At 72.3% G+C, this 16,881-nt stretch carries 16 protein-coding genes and 1 riboswitch; of the genes, 10 read left to right on the top strand and 6 right to left on the bottom strand.

Annotated elements, in window-relative coordinates; translation table 11 throughout:
• Positions 1 to 33: 33 nt before the first annotated feature.
• Positions 34 to 354 carry a MerR family transcriptional regulator gene (locus QM572_RS10915; RefSeq protein ID WP_415092955.1) on the bottom strand — a complete coding sequence of 107 codons (321 nt, stop codon included), beginning with the start codon at positions 352 to 354 and terminating at the stop codon, positions 34 to 36.
• 93 nt (positions 355 to 447) lie between these two features.
• On the opposite strand from QM572_RS10915, the gene QM572_RS10920 reads away from it, so the two are divergent.
• Together QM572_RS10920 and ligA are read left to right on the top strand one after the other, a co-directional pair.
• The gene (locus QM572_RS10920) at positions 448 to 891 is read left to right on the top strand and encodes an Hsp20/alpha crystallin family protein (protein ID WP_415092956.1); all 444 of its coding nucleotides are present in this window, start codon (positions 448 to 450) and stop codon (positions 889 to 891) included.
• A 74-nt stretch (positions 892 to 965) separates the two neighbouring features.
• On the top strand, positions 966 to 3,266 hold the full coding sequence (gene ligA, locus QM572_RS10925) for an NAD-dependent DNA ligase LigA (protein ID WP_415092957.1): 2,301 nt from the start codon (positions 966 to 968) through the stop codon (positions 3,264 to 3,266).
• On the opposite strand, the gene QM572_RS10930 is transcribed toward ligA, so the two are convergent.
• Positions 3,259 to 3,777 (bottom strand): GNAT family N-acetyltransferase, encoded by a 519-nt coding sequence (locus QM572_RS10930; protein ID WP_415092959.1) that lies wholly within the window; start codon positions 3,775 to 3,777, stop codon positions 3,259 to 3,261. The genes ligA and QM572_RS10930 overlap by 8 nt on opposite strands.
• A 65-nt stretch (positions 3,778 to 3,842) precedes the next feature.
• Between QM572_RS10930 and QM572_RS10935 the strand changes: the two genes are divergently transcribed.
• Positions 3,843 to 4,310, top strand: a complete 468-nt coding sequence (locus QM572_RS10935) for a GNAT family N-acetyltransferase (RefSeq protein ID WP_415092961.1) — start codon at positions 3,843 to 3,845, stop codon at positions 4,308 to 4,310.
• A gap of 42 nt (positions 4,311 to 4,352) precedes the next feature.
• Here the strand turns inward: QM572_RS10935 and QM572_RS10940 are convergent, their stop codons facing one another.
• Positions 4,353 to 6,029, bottom strand: a complete 1,677-nt coding sequence (locus tag QM572_RS10940) for a hypothetical protein (protein ID WP_415092963.1) — start codon at positions 6,027 to 6,029, stop codon at positions 4,353 to 4,355.
• A 93-nt stretch (positions 6,030 to 6,122) separates the two neighbouring features.
• On the opposite strand from QM572_RS10940, the gene gatC reads away from it, so the two are divergent.
• From gatC to QM572_RS10960, 4 genes are read left to right on the top strand one after another with little or no spacing between them, the layout of a single operon-like run.
• Positions 6,123 to 6,422 (top strand): Asp-tRNA(Asn)/Glu-tRNA(Gln) amidotransferase subunit GatC, encoded by a 300-nt coding sequence (gatC, locus tag QM572_RS10945; protein ID WP_415092965.1) that lies wholly within the window; start codon positions 6,123 to 6,125, stop codon positions 6,420 to 6,422.
• Positions 6,419 to 7,945: an Asp-tRNA(Asn)/Glu-tRNA(Gln) amidotransferase subunit GatA gene (gene gatA / locus QM572_RS10950; RefSeq protein ID WP_415092967.1), complete on the top strand. Its 1,527-nt coding sequence runs from the start codon at positions 6,419 to 6,421 to the stop codon at positions 7,943 to 7,945. Before gatC ends, gatA begins: the two co-directional genes overlap by 4 nt.
• 1 nt (position 7,946) lies before the next feature.
• A complete protein-coding gene (gene gatB / locus QM572_RS10955) occupies positions 7,947 to 9,440 on the top strand; it encodes an Asp-tRNA(Asn)/Glu-tRNA(Gln) amidotransferase subunit GatB (RefSeq protein WP_415092969.1) in 1,494 nt (497 codons plus the stop codon).
• A 47-nt stretch (positions 9,441 to 9,487) separates the two neighbouring features.
• Positions 9,488 to 10,291 (top strand): NYN domain-containing protein, encoded by an 804-nt coding sequence (locus QM572_RS10960; RefSeq protein ID WP_415092971.1) that lies wholly within the window; start codon positions 9,488 to 9,490, stop codon positions 10,289 to 10,291.
• Positions 10,292 to 10,322: 31 nt separating this feature from the next.
• Here the strand turns inward: QM572_RS10960 and QM572_RS10965 are convergent, their stop codons facing one another.
• The 3 genes from QM572_RS10965 to QM572_RS10975 form a co-directional block, all read right to left on the bottom strand.
• Complete coding sequence (locus QM572_RS10965; RefSeq protein WP_415092973.1) at positions 10,323 to 11,303, bottom strand: type IV toxin-antitoxin system AbiEi family antitoxin domain-containing protein; 981 nt, start codon at positions 11,301 to 11,303, stop codon at positions 10,323 to 10,325.
• A 116-nt stretch (positions 11,304 to 11,419) separates the two neighbouring features.
• Positions 11,420 to 12,922 carry a spermidine synthase gene (locus QM572_RS10970; protein ID WP_415092975.1) on the bottom strand — a complete coding sequence of 501 codons (1,503 nt, stop codon included), beginning with the start codon at positions 12,920 to 12,922 and terminating at the stop codon, positions 11,420 to 11,422.
• On the bottom strand, positions 12,915 to 13,538 hold the full coding sequence (locus QM572_RS10975) for a nucleoside deaminase (protein WP_415092976.1): 624 nt from the start codon (positions 13,536 to 13,538) through the stop codon (positions 12,915 to 12,917). The genes QM572_RS10970 and QM572_RS10975 overlap by 8 nt, the downstream gene beginning before the upstream one ends.
• Positions 13,539 to 13,563: 25 nt before the next feature.
• Positions 13,564 to 13,698: riboswitch (cobalamin riboswitch) on the top strand.
• 35 nt (positions 13,699 to 13,733) lie between these two features.
• On the opposite strand from QM572_RS10975, the gene QM572_RS10980 reads away from it, so the two are divergent.
• From QM572_RS10980 to QM572_RS10990, 3 genes are all read left to right on the top strand, one after another.
• Positions 13,734 to 15,251: a hypothetical protein gene (locus QM572_RS10980; protein ID WP_415092978.1), complete on the top strand. Its 1,518-nt coding sequence runs from the start codon at positions 13,734 to 13,736 to the stop codon at positions 15,249 to 15,251.
• Positions 15,248 to 16,153, top strand: coding sequence for a hypothetical protein (locus QM572_RS10985; RefSeq protein ID WP_415092980.1), 906 nt, complete (start codon positions 15,248 to 15,250; stop codon positions 16,151 to 16,153). Before QM572_RS10980 ends, QM572_RS10985 begins: the two co-directional genes overlap by 4 nt.
• Positions 16,150 to 16,881: CbiQ family ECF transporter T component (locus QM572_RS10990; RefSeq protein WP_415092982.1), on the top strand; the 732-nt coding region annotated here is incomplete at its 3' end. The genes QM572_RS10985 and QM572_RS10990, both read left to right, overlap by 4 nt.

Consider the following 16,881-nt stretch of genomic DNA (forward strand, 5'->3'; position numbering starts at 1 on the left):
CGCGCCGGGTCGCGCTGGGTCAGGCTGGTCGCGTCAGCCGCGCGCGCCGCGCCGCTGCGCGCGGTCGAGCCGTGCGCGCAGGACGGCGTTCTCCGCCTCCAGGGCGAGCACGGCCTCGACGCCGGCCAGATTCAGGCCCGAGGCGAGCAGGGTGGTGATGCGGCGCAGGCGGGTCAGGTCGTCCTGGCTGTAGAGGCGCGTCCCACCGGGGGTGCGGCGCGGCTCGAGCAGCCCTCGCCGCTCGTAGGCGCGCAGGTTCTGCACTCCTGTCCCGACCAGCTCGGCGGTGACCGAGATCCCGAAGAGCGCGCGGGCCGAGTCGCTCTCGGCGTACGCCTCGCTCATCTCGCTCATGGGTGTCACCTCTTGATCGATGCGTGGTCGGGTGCTAAATAAATCTGTAGCGGCCACTATAGGCCGGATCCATTCTCACATCGGAGGTGAACCATGTTGATGCGTACCGACCCCTTCCGTGACTTCGACCGGCTCGCCCAGCAGATCCTGGGCACGGGCACGACGTCCCGTCCGGCGATCATGCCGATGGACGCGTGGCGCGAGGGCGACCGGCTGGTCGCGGAGTTCGACCTGCCCGGCATCGCGGTGGACACGCTGGACATCGACATCGAGCGGAACGTCCTGACGATCAAGGCGGAGCGTCTCGCCCGCAACGGCGACTGGGAGCTGCTGGCGTCGGAGCGTCCGACGGGGCTGTTCAGCCGGCAGCTCGTGCTCGGCGACAACCTCGACCTCGAGCACGTCGACGCGCACTACGAGGCCGGCGTGCTCAGGCTGACGATTCCCGTGGCCGAGCGTGCGAAGCCGCGCAAGATCGCGGTCCGCAGCGGCGGTGAGGTGCACTCGGGCGGCCAGCCCGACGCCATCTCGGCCTGATCCGGGAGCCGGCGACCCGGCGGGACGCCGCGTCCCGCCGGGTCGTGTCGGTGCCGCGGGGCAAGATGGAGCCCGTGCCCGACCCGATCGACCTCCGCGCCCGCCATCACGATCTGACCCAGCGGATCGAGGAGGCGCGGGCGCAGTACTACGACGATGCCGTCCCCGCGCCGATCCTCTCCGACGCGGAGTACGACGCCCTGTGGCGTGAGCTGGTGGAGCTGGAGCAGTCGCATCCCGAGCTGGTGACGCCCGAGTCGCCGACCCAGACGGTGGGGGGCCGGGCGACGTCGGGCTTCGCGTCGGTCGACCACCTGCGCCGGATGGAGTCGCTCGACAACGCCTTCACGCCCGAGGAGCTGACCGACTGGTATCGGCGGGTGGCCGCCGACCTGCCCGCCCCGCCGGAGCTGCTCTGCGAGGTCAAGGTCGACGGGCTGGCGATCAACCTGCTCTACCGCGACGGCGTGCTGGAGCGGGCGCTGACCCGCGGTGACGGCACCACCGGCGAGGACGTCACCGAGAACGTCCGGCACATCGCCTCCATCCCGAAGGAGCTCACCGCGACCCCGGAGCTCCCGGTCCCGGATCTGGTGGAGGTCCGCGGCGAGGTCTACCTGGAGGCCGCGCGGTTCGAGGAGCTGGTCGAGGACCAGCGCGCTCAGGGGGTCAAGGAGTTCGCCAACGCCCGCAACACCGCGGCCGGCTCCCTGCGGCTCAAGCTCGACGGCGTCTCCAGGACGGCCGAGAAGCGCGCGGCCGCGCTGGCGCGGCTCGGCAAGCTGTCGATGGTCTGCCACGGCGTGGGCGCCCGCGAGGGATTCGAGCCCGACTCGCAGTCGGCGGCCTACGCCGCCTTCGCCGCGTGGGGGCTGCCGACCGCCTCGACGGCCGCCGTCGTGCCGGATCTGGCGGGCGTGGAGGAGTACGTCGAGCGCTACCGCGAGCACCGGCACGACCCGACCGTGCTGGCGCACGAGATCGACGGCGTGGTGGTGAAGGTCGACTCCTTCGCCTTGCAGCGTGCGCTGGGCTCGACGTCGCGGGCGCCGCGCTGGGCGATCGCGTTCAAGTACCCGCCGGAGGAGGTGCACACCCTGCTCCGCGACATCCTGGTCAACACGGGGCGGACCGGCCGGGTGACGCCGTTCGGCCTGATGGAGCCCGCCAAGGTCGCCGGCTCGACGGTCGAGATGGCGACGCTGCACAACTTCTACGAGGTGGCGCGCAAGGACGTCCGGCCCGGCGACACCGTCGTCCTGCGCAAGGCCGGCGACGTCATCCCCGAGATCCTCGGCCCCGTGCTCTCGCTGCGCCCCGAGGGGCTGCCGGAGTGGGTGCCGCCCACGACCTGCCCCGCGTGCGGCACCGAGCTCGTCGAGCAGAAGGTCGGTGACAAGGACCGGCGCTGCCCCAACCACCGCAGCTGCCGGGCGCAGGTGACCGAGCGGGTCAACCACGTCGCCGGGCGGGGAGCCTTCGACATCGAGGGGATGGGGTACGAGGCGTGCGTCGCACTGCTCGAGGCCGGAGTCATCGCCAACGAGGGAGACATCTTCTTCCTCGACGCACCGGCCCTGCGGCGTACGACGCTCTTCACGCGCGCCCCGAAGAAGGGCGAGGACGGGCCGCAGCTCTCCGCCAACGGGGAGAAGCTGCTCGCCAACCTGCGCGAGCGGCTCGGCGTGCCGTTCTGGCGGGTGCTGGTCGCGCTGTCGATCCGCCACGTCGGGCCGATCGCGGCACGTGCCCTCGCCGCCGAGCTCGGGTCGATGGAGGCGCTGCGCGAGGTGGTCGACGCCGCCCGCGACGCGGAGCTCACCGAGCTGACCCCGGACGACGCGGACGGCGTGGAGGAGGCCGCCGACGCGGGCGTCGACCTGGCCGAGCCGGCGGACGAGGCCGGTGCCGAGGAGGCTGCGGCGAAGCCGAAGGGCAGGCGCGAGAAGGCGCCCTCGACCCCGGCCGAGCTGGCCCGGGCGCGGCTCGCCGAGGTCGAGGGGGTCGGCCCGGTCATCGCCGACGCCGTCATCGCGTGGTTCCGCGAGCCGTGGCACGTCGAGATCGTCGAGAAGTGGCTCGAGGCGGGCGTGCGCATGCGCGACGAGCGGGACGACTCCGTCCCGCGCACCCTGGAGGGGCTGACGGTCGTCGTCACCGGGTCGCTGGCCGACTTCACTCGCGACGGCGCCAAGGAGGCGATCATCAGCCACGGCGGCAAGGCCGCGGGGTCGGTGTCGAAGAGGACCGACTACGTCGTGGTCGGCGAGAACGCCGGGTCCAAGGCCGCCAAGGCCGAGGAGCTCGGCCTGACGATCCTCGACGAGGCCGGCTTCGTCGCGCTGCTCGAGGGCGGGCCCGCGGCGGTCAGCTGATCCAGTAGCGGCGCTTGCCGTTCCGCACGTCCTCCAGCACGCCGCCCTGGGACTCGATGGTGGCGGCGGAGGCGACGTTGTCCTCGTCGCAGGTGACGAGCGCGCGGTCGACGCCGAGGGTGCGGGCGTGGGCGACCGCCAGGCCGAGCGCGGCCTTGGCGTGGCCCTCGCGGCGGCGCGACCGGCGCACCGAGTAGCCGATGTGGCCGCCCTTCTCGCGCAGGAAGTCGTTGAGCTCGTGCCGGAGGCTGAGGAAGCCGACCAGCGCGCCCTCGTCGTCGGCGATCCAGAACTGCGTGCAGCGCACCTTCCCGTCGGGTGGCACGACGGAGGGGTCGGCCCGGAGGGCCGAGACGGCCACGTGTGCGGCGAACCCCTCGGGAGTGGTGCCCGTCCCGGGCTCCCAGAGGCCGCTCCCGTGCGGGATCCCGTCGTTGGTCTCGTCGCTGTCCGCGACCAGCTCCACGAACTCCTCGTAGCGGTCGGGGTCGGGAGCGATCAGCCGAGTCATGCGCCCACGGTAGGAGCCCGATATCCGGGTGCGCATCCCGATTCCCGGCAGGCACGATGGAGGGCGTGACCGTACGCCTCGCGACCCCCGACGACCTCGACGCGGTGCTGCGGGTCGGCCACGAGACGTGGTGGGCGACGTACGTGCCGATCACGGGCGAGGAGTTCGTCCGCGACGGGCTCGCCAGGTGGTGGACCGCCGAGTCGACCCTGCCCGCGATCGAGCGCGGTCTGGTGTTCGTCGCCGAGGAGGAGGGCGCTGTGGTCGGCATGACGATGTACGGCGTCCGCGACCGTCGCGCCGACATCTGGAAGCTCTACGTGCTGCCGGAGGCGCAGGGCAGCGGGCTCGGCCGGGCGCTCGTCGACGCGGTCGTGTCGGCGGTCGCGGGTGCGGCCGACGAGATCGTGCTCGCCTGGCTGGAGGGCAACGACGACGCGGCGGCGTTCTACCGGCGGATGGGGTTCGAGGAGACGCACCGCGAGCCCGATGACGACGGTCACCCCCACGTCTGGATGCGGAAGGCAGTGTGATCCAGGCGGTGCTCCGAGGCGTGCCACGCCTCGCGACCGGGGCTATCGACGGGCCGAGGCTCGAGCCACGCGGGTGCCGAGCGCGCCGAGGACGCCGCCTCCCTCGATCGTGTACGCGACCCAGCTGCGCATGCCGAGCACGTCCGTGCACACGCTGGCGATGGCAAGGAGGGCGATGCCGCACGCCACCAGGAGCGACCAGAAGACGGGTGTGCTGAGCCGCCCGACGGTCCTCGCGTAGCCGAGGTAGAGGCGCTGGAACAGGGCCATCCGCTGAAAGTAGGACTCGTCGGGATCGGTTGGCACGGAGAGGAACCGCTCCTCCGGCACGTGAGCCCGCAGGAGAGCCTGCGCGGCCCTGATGTCGTGCCACTCGGTCGGATCCAGCGCCAAGACGTAGCCGTCGTCTCGGACCACACGCCACTCGTCCCCGGCGACGAGCACGCCCGCGATGTCGGCGGTCGGCCAGACGTGGGAGCGGCCGTCGTAGGTATGGACGAGTGCGTGATCGGCCACCCCGACTCGGCGGTTCCAGGCGGGCCAGTTCCGGTGCCGGGTGACACCGGACTGGGACGGAGGCTCGGTGGTCGACTCCATCTCGACCATCGGCAGCTCGGCGGGGGTCGCGCCCACCGGGAGGCCGACGAGCAGCGTCTCCCGGAACTCGCGTAGCCGGTCCCGTACGTCCTCAGGGCCGATCGCGTCCAGACGAGCGATGACGTCGGCCTGGGTGGGGATCTTCTCGCCCTCCAGATACGCGGTCGCCGCCGCGGAGGCCAGCCCCATGGCGGTGTGGGGATCGGTGTGGAACTGACGCCGCCGATCCTTGAGCATGTCGATGGTCTCCGCCGATGGGCCGTTCGACAGCTCGGCGTCGAGCCACTCGAGGACTGACGGCACGGCAGTCGAGAGCACGTCGCGCTGCAGATCGGCGCCCACGCTGAGCACCGCCTCCGATGGGTTCAGGGCAGCGGACCACGAGTGCACCTGGTAGGTCCCGCCGGCCCGATGGCGGAGGAGCTGCGTGAGGCCTCGCTCGAGGTAGTCCTCCGTCAGTCCGCCGCCGGGGCTCTGGTGGATGACACCGGTGATCGTGAAGGTGCTGTCCTCGTACTGACCCGGCTCATGCACCACCGGCGTCAGAGTCGGGTACGGCGCACGCGAGCCCTCCGGCAGGGTCAAGCTCATCCCCGAGGGTGGTGGGCCGTCGAAGAAGATGACCGCGTTGGCCCGGTTGAACGCGACTCGTGCCCGGGCGGCGAGAGCCTCCGGAGTGGCGCGGCCAAGTCCCGGCTCGCCGTAGTTGCGCGTGCCCGGCCCGTGCGCGCCCCATCGCCACGCGTACGCACGAGCGACCGGGCCGCCGCCGTACCCGTCCGCCTCGGCCCGCAGGATGGCGCGCTCGCGGTCGAGGTCGGCGAAGAGCGGGTCCGCCAGCCAGGCGGAGAGGTCGCTGAAATGCTGGGCGACGTCCTCGGGCCGGCCCGAGGCGACGAACTCCGTCTCGAGCAGGTCGACCGATCCGTTGACGTCGAGGGTGCCGCGCTCGCGGCCCTCGAGCGCGACGTGCTCGATCACGTGCTGCCAGCCCGCCTCGATGAACGGCTCGTGCGCGGAGCCGAAGCCGAATCGGATCACACCCGTCAGCGTCGGTCGTCCGGAGTCGATCCAGTAGCACGGGATGCCGCCGATCTCGTCGACGTGCAGCTCGAATGACATGGGTTCCTCCGGGGCGATGAGCGGCACAGGCTAACGGAGCCGCAGCCCCACCGGGATGAGTTTTGGGAACCCGCGGCACCTAGACTGGCCCGCATGCCTGAACTGTCCCGCGACGAGGTGCGCCACCTGGCCGACCTCGCCCGGATCGACCTGTCCGACGACGAGCTGGACCACCTGGCGCCGCAGCTCAACGTCATCCTCGAGTCGGTCGCGTCCATCCAGGGAGTGGCCGGCGACGACGTCGTCCCGACCTCCCACCCGATCCCGATGACCAACGTCTTCCGTGAGGACGTCGTGGTGCCCGGCCTCACGCCGGCCCAGGCGCTGGCCGGCGCGCCGGCGCAGCAGGACGACAAGTTCGAGGTCCCGCGGATCCTGGGGGACGAGCAGTGAGCTGGATTCACACGACCGCGGCCGAGCAGGCTGCCGCCCTCGCCGCGGGCGAGGTGACGAGCGTCGAGCTGGTGCAGGCGCACCTCGACCAGATCGCCCGGGTGGACGGTGCCGACGGCGGCATCCATGCCTTCCTCCACGTCGACGCCGACGGCGCGCTCGCGCAGGCGGCCGCCTCGGACGCGCGTCGGGCGGCCGGCGCGCCGCTGCACGAGCTCGACGGCGTACCGATCGCGATCAAGGACGTCCTCGCGACCGAGGGCCTGCCGACCACGGCCGGCTCCAGGATCCTGGAGGGCTGGGTCCCGCCGTACGACGGCACGGTGACCGCCAGGATCAAGGCCGCTGGACTGCCGATCCTCGGCAAGACCAACATGGACGAGTTCGCGATGGGCAGCTCGACCGAGAACTCCGCCTACGGCGTGACGCGCAATCCGTGGGATCTCGACCGCATCCCCGGTGGCTCCGGCGGCGGCTCGGCCGCGGCGGTGGCGGCCTTCGAGGCGCCGCTGGCGATCGGCTCGGACACGGGCGGCTCGATCCGCCAGCCGGGCGCGATGACCGGCACCGTCGGGGTGAAGCCGACCTACGGCTCGGTGTCGCGCTACGGCGTGATCGCGCTCGCCAACAGCCTCGACCAGCTCGGCCCGGTGACCCGGACCGTGCTCGACAGCGCCCTGCTGCAGGAGCTCATCGGCGGCCACGACCCGAAGGACTCCACCTCCGTCACGACTCCTGTCACCGGCCTCGCGGAGGCGGCTCGCGAGGGCGCGCTCGGAGACCTGACCGGCCTTCGGGTCGGTGTCGTGAAGGAGCTCGCGGGCGACGCGTGGCAGCCCGGCGTCGTGCAGCGCTTCGAGGAGTCCGTCGACCTGCTGACCAAGATGGGCGCCGAGGTCGTCGAGGTCAGCCTGCCGAGCTTCGTGCACGCGATGGCGGCCTACTACCTCATCCTGCCGGCGGAGTGCTCCTCCAATCTCGCGAAGTTCGACGCGATGCGCTACGGCCTGCGGGTCACGCCGCCCGGCTCGCCGAGCGCCGAGGACGTCATGCGCGCCAGCCGCGACGCCGGCTTCGGCAACGAGGTGAAGCGCCGCATCATCATCGGCACCTACGCGCTGTCGAGCGGCTACTACGACGCCTACTACGGCCAGGCCCAGAAGATCCGCACGCTGATCATCGAGGACTTCCGGCGCGCGTTCGAGCAGGTCGACGTGCTCGTGTCGCCGACCGCGCCGTCCACGGCGTTCCCGATCGGGGAGAAGGTCGACGACCCGCTCTCGATGTACCTCCAGGACCTCGCCACGATCCCGGCCAACCTCGCCGGCGTCCCCGGCATCTCGCTGCCGTCCGGCACCGCGCCGGAGGACGGACTGCCGACCGGCATCCAGTTCCTCGCCCCCGTGCTCGAGGACGCGCGGCTCTACCGCGTCGGCGCGGCCCTGGAGGCGGCGCTGCACGAGCAGTGGGGCGGGGCGATCGCGCCGCCGGCGTACGCCTCGACGACCTCGGAGGAGAGCTGAGATGACCGAGACGCTGATCGCCTTCGACGAGGTGCTGGAGTCCTTCGACCCCGCCATGGGGCTCGAGGTGCACGTCGAGCTCAACACGAACACGAAGATGTTCTGCGGCTGCCCGACCGTCTTCGGCGGCGCGCCCAACACGCAGGTCTGCCCGACCTGCCTGGGCCTGCCCGGCGCGATGCCGGTGGTCAACGCCCAGGCCGTCGAGTCGGCCATCCGGATCGGGCTCGCGCTCAACTGCGATATCGCGGAGTGGTGCCGCTTCGCTCGGAAGAACTACTTCTACCCGGACATGCCGAAGAACTTCCAGACGTCGCAGTACGACGAGCCGATCGCCTTCGACGGCTATCTCGACATCGACGTCGAGGGCGAGACCTACCGCATCGAGATCGAGCGCGCGCACATGGAGGAGGACACCGGCAAGGCCACCCACGTGGGCGGCTCGACCGGCCGGATCCACGGTGCGGACTACTCGCTGATCGACTACAACCGGGCCGGGATCCCGCTGATCGAGATCGTCACCCGCCCCATCCTGGGGACGGGGGAGAAGGCGCCCCTGGTCGCGAAGGCCTACGTGTCGGCGCTGCGCGACCTGATCAAGGCGCTCGGCGTCTCCGACGTGCGGATGGACCAGGGCTCGATGCGTTGCGACGTCAACCTCTCCTTGTCGCCGCGGGGCTCCGAGGTGCTCGGCACGCGGTCGGAGACCAAGAACGTCAACTCGCTGCGCTCGGTCGAGCGGGCGGTGCGCTTCGAGATGTCCCGCCACGCAGGCATCCTGCTCGGCGGCGGGAGCGTGCTGCAGGAGACGCGGCACTTCCACGAGGACGACGGCACCACCTCGTCGGGCCGGGAGAAGTCCGACGCCGAGGACTACCGCTACTTCCCGGAGCCGGACCTCGTGCCCGTCGCGCCGTCGCGGGAGTGGGTCGAGGAGCTGCGGGCGACGCTGCCCGAGCCGCCGGCCGAGCGCCGCGCCCGGCTGCAGGCCGACTTCGGTTTCACCGACCTCGAGATGCGCGACGTCGTCGCCGCCGGCGCGCTCGACCTCATCGCCGAGACTGTCGAGGCGGGTGCGACCCCGCAGGCCGCTCGCAAGTGGTGGATGGCCGAGCTGCTCCGTCGCGCCAACGAGACCGGCGTGAGCCTGGACGAGGTCGGCGTCACGCCCGCGCAGATCGTCGAGGTGCAGGCGCTGATCGACGCGAAGACGATCAACGACAAGCTTGCCCGCCAGGTCTTCGAGGGCCTGTACGCCGGCGAGGGCTCGCCCGCCGAGATCGTCGAGGCCCGCGGCCTGGCCGTGGTCTCGGACGACGGGGCGCTCACCGCCGCCGTCGACGCCGCGATCGAGGCCAACCCCGCCGTCGCCGACAAGATCCGCGGCGGCAACCTCGGCGCCGTCGGAGCCCTGATCGGTCCGATCATGAAGTCGATGGGCGGCAAGGCCGACGCGGCCCGCGTCCGCGAGATCATCCTGGAGAAGCTGGGCTGACGGTTCGGCCAGACCGGTCGGCCGCGGCGCGCGGCTAGGGTGGGCAGGTGACCGAGACGTTCCGGATCGCGCTGCTGATCGACGCCGACAACGCGAGCGCGACGTCGATCGACTTCGTGCTCAACGATCTGGCGGAGTACGGCGAGTGCAACATCCGGCGCGCGTACGGCAACTGGACCAAGGACGGGCTCAAGCCGTGGATCGCGGAACTCCACGAAGCGGCGATCCGGCCGATGCAGCAGTTCGACCTCACGACGCACAAGAACGCCTCGGACATCGCGTTGGCGATCGACGCGGTCGATCTGCTGCACTCGGCGGCGCCCGACGCCTTCGCCATCTTGTCCAGCGACTCCGACTTCACGCCCCTCGTTCACTATCTCCGCGAGAAGGGTCGTGCTGTCTACGGCTACGGCCGCAGCAAGACGCCTGCTCCGTTCAAGAGCGCCTGCACCCGCTTCACTGAGCTCGACAAGGTCGTCCCGACCGAGGCGGCGGAGCCGGTCAAGGCCACCGCGAAGAAGGCGACGACGAAGAAGGCCATCGCGAAGAAGGCCGAGACGGTGGCTCCGGCCGACGTCCCGAAGCCCGTGGCGGCGACGAGTGCGAACGACATCAAGGGCGACGCCCGCCTCATGGGGGTGTTGCGCAGCGCGATCGCCTCCGCGGCGGGCGACGACGGCTTTGCGCGGGTCAGCGCGGTGGGTCAGCGCATCCGCAACCAGTCGTCCTTCGACCCGCGCAACTACGGTTTCACGTCGTGGACGAAGCTGTTCAAGGCGCTCGACCTCTTCGAGTTGAGGAGCGAGGGCACGACGGCTGTCGCGGTGCGCGACGTCCGCTCCAAGTCTTGAACCGCGGGCACTCAGCGTCACCTGGTGACTCTCACAACCCGCGATTCGCCTGGAGACGCAGCGATATGGGGCAGTCGGGGCCGCAGCCGGTGGGTGGGGTGCGCCAGCCGCGGGCCCAGAGCGCGCTCGCCAAGGCGTACGCCGTCTCGCACGGCTCCTCCATCACCTGCCGCCAGCGCAGCCGGAGCACCGATCGGCCGCTGGCGAGGTCGGCGAGGTCGCGTGCGGCGTCCCGCTGCCCGGCCTTCCACGACTCGTGGTTGAGGCGGCCGTCGAGCTCGACGACGAGCCCGAGCTCCTCGTAGGCCAGGTCGCGACGCTCTCGGCCACCGGCACGCGCCGCCTGCCGGGTGGGAGCCGGGAGGCCGTGCGGGCGCTCGACGCGGGTGAGGAAGCCGTGCTCCAGCACCGACTCGGTGCCAAGCTCGATGTCGTCGAGGAGCGCTCGCACCAGGGCGCGACGAGGGAGCCGGGGATGCAGCTCCAGCGCCTTCCGCACGGCTGCGGCGGTCGTGCCGAAGCGGCCGACGGTGTCGGCGAGGGCCGCGACGACCTCGCTCTCGGTCGAGGCGGCGGCGATCGCGACCAGCACGCTGTGCTCGAGCGCGAGCCGCGGCGGCGCGCTTCGCGCCCGGATCATCGATGGCAGCCCCGCGACCCGGTGCACCTCGATGCCCGGCGGTGGCCGCAGGTGCCGTGTCGTCTCCACCGCCACGTGGACGACGGCAGCGTCCGCCCCGACGCCGAGGACCGAGTCGCCGCACAGCGCGGCGTCACCGGCCCACAGCACCGCCGCCCAGGCTCGCTGTCGCGGAGTGAGCGGGCCGGTGTGGTCGACGTAGACACCGGGGTGGACCCGGGCCAGCTCGTGACGCCGCACCGCCCGGCGTACGGCGGGCTTGGTCCAGCCTCCGGCGAGAAGCTGGCGCCAGGTCACGACGCCGTCCTGCTCCGCGCGCTCGAAGGCGAGCTGCTCGGCGAAGACCCGGGCGAGCGCGGGGTCGGTGGTCACGCCTCCACTCTGAGGCTGTGTCCGGGCCTGCGGAACCGCCGAGAGCCGGCCTGTGGACAACCGACCGCGGGCACTCAGCGTCACCAGGTGACGCTCACGACCCGCGGTTCGGGCGCTCAGTCGATCTCGCCGGCCAACGACAGGTCGGTGAGCCACTCGACGGGGGCGCGGTCGTCGGTCCAGACGGAGCCGCCGGCGAGCGCCGGCTCGAGCCGCGACGCGATCGAGTCGACCAGTGACGACAGGTCGGAGGGCGCCGTCACCGATGCCAGCCCCTCCACCGGCGAGACGCCGACGGTGGCCACGAGCTGGCTGTTGGTCGGCTGCGCGGGGTTCCGCCACACCGACGACGGGCCGAAGACCGACCGCAGCGTCGCCGAGAGCGCCTTCTCCAGCGTGTCGGACCCCTCGGGGTGGGCCGAGTTGAGGATGAGCACCCCACTCGGAGCGAGATGCGACCGGACCGAGGAGAAGAACTCCTGCGTGGTCAGGTAGAAGGGGATGTAGGGCTGGCGGTAGGCGTCGACGAGGATCACGTCGAAGCGCTGCGTGGAGGCGGCCAGCCACGGCCGCGCGTCGGCGTCGTGGGTCACCAGCGACGGCCCCGAGAGGTCGAAGAGCGAGCGCCCGACCGAGGTCACCACCGGGTCGATCTCCACCGCGTCGACGCGGGTGGCGGGGAGATAGTGGCCGAGCTGGCGCGCCGTCGTACCGGCGGCGGAGCCGAGGATCGCCACCGAGGACGGCGTCCGGCCGCCGGCGAGGGTCAGCCCGAGCATCTCGTCCCAGTAGCCGCCGGTCAGCCACGCGCCCGGGCGATAGACCGAGTGCACGGCGTGGCCCTCGTTGAGCTCGAGCCAGCGGCTGCGGTCCGAGCGCTCGATGACCCGGGCGTACTGGTACTCCGTCTCCGCCTCCCAGATCACCCGGCCGCCGGAGATCTCGCTCTTCACCGATCCGGCAGGCAGCGCGATCAGCCCGAGGATCGCGACCGGCACCAGCACCGCCGCCCACCGCACGCGTCCCACGACCAGCGGCACGGCGGCCAGCGCCATGAGCGCGGCGAAGACGAGGAACGTACGCCGGGTCCCGACGACCGGGATGAGCAGCAGCGACGCGGCGAACGTGCCGGTCAGCGAGCCGACCGTGCCGATCGCCGACAGTCGGCCGGCGGTCCGCCCCGCCTGCGCCGGATCGTCCACGGCCGCCAGGCGCAGGCGGAGCGCGAAGGGGGAGACCATGCCCAGCAGGAGGAGGGGTACGGCGACGAGCGCCCCGACGCCGACCAGCGAGCCGAGGAACGTGGCGACGCTCAGCTGGTCGACGGCGCTGACGGCCGCCCGCAGGAAGGGCCCGGAGACCAGCGGCACGATGGCCAGCAGCACTGATGCGACCAGCACGATCCCCGCGAGCAGCGGCGGGTGGGGGCGCCGATCGGCGAGGCGGCCACCGACGGCGTAGCCCACGGCCAGCGCGACGAGCACGATCGCGATGGTGTTGGCCCACACGATCGTCGAGGCGCCGAACCACGGCGCCAGCAGACGGGCCGCGGCGATCTCCGCTCCGAGCGTGCCGGCGCCGACGAGGAAGACGAGCACCTCGAGCCGCCACCTAGGCATGCGCGATCGCCCCGCCGCCCTTGTGCTGCTGGTAGGTGTCGCTGAGCTCGTCGTAGGTCGCCGACAGCCGGGCGACCCGCGCCGACAGGTCGGCGTCGCCGAGGGTGCGGACGGCGGCGGCGAGGTCGTGGGAGGTGAAGTAGGGGTTGGCGCGGTTGTAGAGGTCGCGACCCGGGTCGGGGGCCGAGCGATCGGGGTCGGGGACGGCGTACACGCCCTGGAGGATGGCGATGTCGTAGGGGATCGCGAACGACTCGGCGCTGTCGGCGTGGGAGAAGAGGTAGGCGAACTCCGGGATGCCGCTCCACGCGACGCCGGAGAGGCAGAGCGAGCAGGGCTCGTGCGTGGCGATCATGGCCACGTCCCCGATGGCGGGCCGCTGCACGGCGGGCAGCTCGAAGAACCGCTTGATCGTGTGGATCTCCCCGTGCCACAGGGGATTCTCGATCTCGTTGTTGGTCTCGGCGACGACCAGCTCCAGAGTCGCCCGGTGGAGCAGCGCGGCCCCGAACAGCTTGTTGCCCCGGCGTACGCCGTCGCGCGTGAGCGGCACGATGTCGTGCTCGATCACCTCGAGGAGTCGGCGGGTGGTCGCGGCGTCGCTGAGGTCGATCACGCGCTCAGTCTTCCAGGGGGCTCCCAGTGAGGTATCGTCCCCCGACTCACAAATCCATATCGCCCGCGTGTGGGGGAAGTCGGTGAGACTCCGACGCTGTCCCGCAACCGTGATCCCCTCGGGGAGAGCCGGAGCACCTGCCGCGACGCGACCTGACGATCACGCTGTCGAGGACCACAGCGGGAAGGAACCCTGATGTCGTTGCGCATCGACCCGATCACGAGCGGCCTGGCCGCCACCGCGCTGGCCGTCACCGGCCTGACGATCGCCCCCGGCAGCGCCCGCGCCGCCACCTCGCCCACGCCGGCTCCCGAGGCCTCCGCCGCCGCGACCTGGCTCGCGAGCGTCATCGGCTCCGACGGCCTGATCCCCGGTGGCGGCCTGGACGGCTACTTCTACAGCGCCAACCTGGACTTCGGCATCAGCCTCGCGGCGACCGGCCAGGCGCCTTCCGCGGCGCTGACCAAGCTCGAGGCCGGCGTCGACGCGACCGTCGCCTCGTGGATCGGCGACGTCAGCGATGCGTCGAACGCGGGCAAGGTCGCCAAGGCCGCGTACTACTACGCCGTGACCGGGGGCGACCCCGCCGATGCCGGCGACGAGCACCTCGACCTGGTGTCCGCCCTCACGGCCGACGTCGACGACAGCACCGGCCAGCTCGGGTCCTACGAGAGCGCGTACAACCAGGTCTGGGCCGTGATGGCACTCCACGAGCTGGGCAACGCCGAGGCCACCAAGGCACGCGACTTCCTCGTCTCCGAGCGCGGTCCGGCGTCGACCGACGGCTGGGGCTACGAGTACGACGGCTGGAACAACGACCCCGACGCCACCTCGTGGGCGGTCAAGGCGCTGGCCCCGTGGTCGAGCACGAGCTCGGTCTCCTCCGCGATCGCCGGCGGGGTCAGCTACCTCACGTCGGTGCAGGGCACGACCGGCGGCATCGACGCGGGCTACCTCGGCGTCAACGCGAACAGCACCGGTGCCGCCGCCGCGGCCTTCGGCGCCGTCGGCGAGACGGCCGCGGCCGCCCTCGCCGCCGACTGGGTCGTGAACCACCAGATCGTGTCGCTCCCCGACTGCGGCATCGCTCCCGCCAACGGCGGCGCGATCGCCTACAACGACGACGACCTCGCCGCCGGCGTCAGCGACGACAACATCGCCACCGCCGGCCCTGCCACCGCGCAGGCGATCGAGGGTCTCGCCTACCTCACTCCCACGACGCCCGCCGTGAGCGCGCCGACCGGCTTCGTCGCGGCCGGCAGCACCATCAGCGTCCCGGTCTCCGGTCTGCGCACCGGGCAGCAGGCCTGCCTCAGCGGTGGCACGACCGCCGCCAAGGTCACCGCTCCGGGCTCGGTGGCCGTGACCCTGCCGGCCGGCACGGCCACCCGCACGATCACCCTCACGACGGTCGGCTCGACCACCACCGCGGCGGTCAAGGCCCTCGCCGCCGCCAAGCTCAAGGTCGCGGCCAAGAGCACCGTCAAGCGCGGCCGCAAGCTCAAGGTCACCGTCCGTGGCCTGGCGGCTGGGGAGAAGGTCACCGTCAAGCTGGGCAGGAAGGCCTTCGGCACGGCGGTCGCCGACGCGACCGGCAAGGCGACGCTGAGCAGGAAGGTCGCGAAGAGGACCACGACCGGTCGCAAGAAGATCACCGTCGTCGGCGCCTTCGCGAACCGCACCGGCGGCGACAGGGTGAAGGTCACGCGTTGACCCCTCGCCTCCGCGGCAGGCTCGCCGGCCTGATGGCGGCCGTGGTCCTCGCGACCACGGCCGCCATCGGGCTGTCGGTGCCCTTCGGCCCGCCCGCCGCGGCGGCCTACTGCACCGGCGACGGCGTCGGGGTGGTCGTCGAGTTCGGCGACCTCGGCGGGGGCGCCGAGACCGGCTGCGGCACGGCGGGCAAGGCCGCGGGCGCGTTCACCTCCGCGGGCGTCACGCTCGAGCAGGACGCCGACAGCCCCGGCTTCGTCTGCCGCGTCGAGAGCAAGCCGGCGGCCGGCGAGGAGTGCATGGCGACCAACGCCTACTGGGCGCTCTTCGTCTCCAAGCAGGGCGGCTCCTGGAGCTACGCGACCCAGGGCGTCTACACCCAGCCGGTGAAGTCCGGCGACAGCGTCGCCTTCGTCTGGCAGTCCTCCAAGGCGCGTACGACGCCCGCGACCGCCCCACAGCCGGTGGCGGCCACGCCGTCGGCTGGCAGCAGCGCGAGCGCCAAGGCGACGGCCTCGGCCAGCGCCAAGGCCACCACGAAGGCCACCTCGAAGGCCACGAAGAAGGCCACCTCGAAGGCGACGCGGAAGGCCTCGGCGACGGCGACCGCGACGGTCGCGGGAACCGCCACGACGACCGCATCCGCGACCGCCACCTCCTCCACCAGCGCCCCCGGATCCGGGTCGCCCACGCCCGAGGCGTCCGCGACGACCTCGGCGTCGACGGCGCCGACGTCGGACACGACGACGGTGGTCGACACGCCCACCGGCCAGGAGGTCACCGTCACGCGCTCGGCCGAGCTCAGCACGGTGTCACTCCCCGTCTGGGCCGGCCCCGCCGCCGTCGTCCTCCTCGCCGCCGTCGCGGGCGGCGTCGTCCTCTGGCGCAAGCGCCGGCCGTGAGCGCGAGCGGCGCGGCGGCCGCGTCGGGCGAGCTGCATCCCGTCGCCTGGTGGCTCTGGGCGATCGGGCTGGCGTCGTACGCCTCCCAGACGACCAACCCCTGGCTCCTGCTCCTCCTCATCGGGGTCGCCGTGGTCGTCGTGGCCGCCCGCCGCGGCGACCAGCCGTGGGCGCGGGCGTTCCGCTACTACCTCGTCGCGGCCGCCGTCATCGTCGCCATCCGGGTGCTCTTCCGGGTGCTGCTCGGCGGGGGAGCGGGCAGCATCGTGTGGCTCGACCTGCCCGAGATCCCCCTGCCCGACTGGGTCCTCGGCATCACGCTCCTCGGGCCCGTGACCCAGGAGTCGGTGCTCGCCGGCCTCTACGACGGCCTGCGGCTGGCCGGGATCATGGTGGCCGTCGGCGCCGCCAACGCCCTGGCCAACCCCAAGCGCCTGCTCCGCTCGCTGCCGCCCGCGCTCTACGAGATCGGCACCGCGCTGGTCGTCGCGATCACCGTCCTCCCGCAGCTCGCCGAGAGCCTCCAGCGCGTACGCCGGGCGCAGCAGCTCCGCGAGAGCCGGGCCGGTCGGGGCCGTCGCCTGCGCCGCGTCGTCGTGCCGGTGCTCGAGGACGCGCTGGAGCGCTCGCTCGCGCTCGCGGCGGGCATGGACACCCGCGGCTACGGGCGCACCGGGCCCGCCGGCGCGGGCGCCCGCCGGGTGACCGGCCTGCTCGTGCTGCTCGGC

Origin of the sequence: Nocardioides sp. (assembly GCF_047607365.1) — a bacterium.
Classification (GTDB): domain Bacteria; phylum Actinomycetota; class Actinomycetes; order Propionibacteriales; family Nocardioidaceae; genus Nocardioides.